Below are 2,156 nucleotides of genomic sequence, written 5' to 3'. Positions count from 1 at the left end.
CCTCCGGGAGATTTCATCGACGTGCACGACATCGAGAGCGGCGGTTTGTCGAGCCGGATCGCGTTCGACAACGGACAGAGCTCCGCTGTTTCGATGTTCTACGACCGCAACACCGACACCGTGCTAACCGTCGATATCGATGCCGACATGGTTTTCGAACGCGACCTCGACGGCAACTTCCTCCGCAGCTTTGAAGTGCCCGATGGAGTCGTGGGGAATGCTGGCGATCCGATCATCATGAACACTTCACTTGGTGTTACCCGCGGACCCAACGGCGAGGTTTACGCGACCAATCAAGGCACGCTTTCGAACGTCCCCGGCGCCACCGATGGCAACGGCATCTTCGTCTGGGATGCGTCGGGCGACTTTATTGAGTTCATCGACTTCGACGTGATCAGCGCTTTCGATGCCCCGATTGGCATTCTTTACGGTGGCAACATCCCGATTCCCGAGCCGACCAGTGTCGTGCTGCTCGGCCTCGGAGCACTGACGATGGTTAATCGACGCGTCGCCTGACTTAGGCTTCGATGTCGCAGTCTTTCAGCACCCCCGCCGTACGAGCTCGGCGGGGGTGCTTCGTTAGCTAGCCGCAAGTCTTCGATAACCGGCCGGTACGCCCACCAGCGAGAAGCTGCCCGGGCGGCAAGGAGTGTAGCTGCGGGTAGGCCGACTCACGTGTAGGTGTTTGTGATGGATCGGAAGTCGTTCAGCGGTGCGAGAGGGCGAAGTCGGCCGTTGCGGCTGGAGGCCCTGGAAGGCCGCCAGTTGCTGTCGGCGGACACGTCACTGGCGAGTGGATTGATACACGGCGGGACGGATCCGCAGGTGAATGTTTCGCCTGAGTTCGGAGCCGCTGACACCCGTTCGGCGGGAGGCACGCTGCCTGAGACCAATGGTCTCGGGCGTTCGATCGTGCCTGACGAGTTCGTCCTCGGTATCCAACAGGATGCCAACGTGACGGACGTGCTCGAGTCGTTGGCGTCCAATCTCACAACTTCGCTTGCGGTTTTCGATAACGTCTGGTTTGACGAAGTCGTGACCTTGGAGGCCCAGGGCGATCGAGATCTATCCGTCTTGCACGTCGGCTACGCTGGCGACGTCTCTCTTAGCGACGTGCTCGCATATGCGTCTTTCATCCCCGAGGTCAGCTGGGCTGCGCCGAACTACCAGTACAGCGGGGAAGTCCTCGACTTCCTGCCCGACGACCCGGCGTTTGGCGATCAATACCACCACACGCTGATGGGGAACCCCGTCGCCTGGGATGTGACCCTCGGTGACTCGGACGTCGTAATTGCTGTCACCGACGAGGGCGTCGAGCTCGACCATCCGGACCTCGCGCCGAACATCTGGGAGAACACGGCGGAGGTGCGCGGCGTGGCCGGTGTCGACGATGACAGCAACGGCTACATCGACGACTTCAATGGCTGGGATTTCGTCGGCGACGATAACGACCCCAACCCACTCATCAAGGACGACGATCACGGAACGCACGTCGCCGGGATTGCGGCCGGCGTTACCAACAACGGCAATCAGATCGCTGGCGTGGCCGGGCACGCCTCAATCCTGCCGATCCGGATCTCTGGAGCGGATGGTGGTTTCACTTCGGTCATCATGGCCGACGCCTTCGCCTACGCGATCGACAACGGCGCACGCATCGCCAACACGAGCTTCAACATCAACGGCTTTGTCGGCGATCCGACGTTCACCGCAGGCCTCCAGTACTACTACGACAACGGGGGCCTTCACTTCAACTCGGCAGGCAACGACGACCAGCTCAACCCGGCCCGTCAAGCCTTCCATCAGACGCTGCTCGTCGCCAGCACAACGTCTTTGGACGAGAAGAGCGACTTCAGCAACTACGGAACCGGCATCGACGTGGCCGCGCCCGGCAGCGCCGTTCTGTCGACGGTGACTATTGGTGGCATCGGCTTTAAAAGCGGGACCAGCATGTCGGCCCCGAACGCCGCGGGCGCTGCGGCGCTCATCTGGTCGGCGAATCCGAGCTACACCCGCGATCAAGTCGCGGCGCAACTACTCGGCACGGCGGACAACATTGACGCCGAGAACCCCGAGTACGTTGGGCTGCTCGGATCGGGGCGGGTCAACACCGGTCGCGCTCTGGCCGAGAGCCTGCCCGCGCCGACGGTCTGGTCGCT

The 2,156-nt window shown here is 62.0% G+C and carries 2 protein-coding genes; both read left to right on the top strand.

The features are described 5' to 3' along the window. On the top strand, positions 1–516 hold a 516-nt coding region (locus tag AAGI46_16955), incomplete at its 5' end, for a PEP-CTERM sorting domain-containing protein (protein MEM1013897.1). Between the two features lie 396 nt (positions 517–912). Continuing rightward, on the top strand, positions 913–2,156 hold a 1,244-nt coding region (locus tag AAGI46_16950), incomplete at its 3' end, for a S8 family serine peptidase (protein MEM1013896.1).

The sequence above is a fragment of the Planctomycetota bacterium genome (assembly GCA_038746835.1).
Classification (GTDB): Bacteria; Planctomycetota; Phycisphaerae; order Tepidisphaerales; family Tepidisphaeraceae; genus JBCDKH01.
The sequence above is the reverse complement of the archived record's forward strand: the minus strand, read 5'-3'. Positions and strand labels throughout refer to the sequence as shown.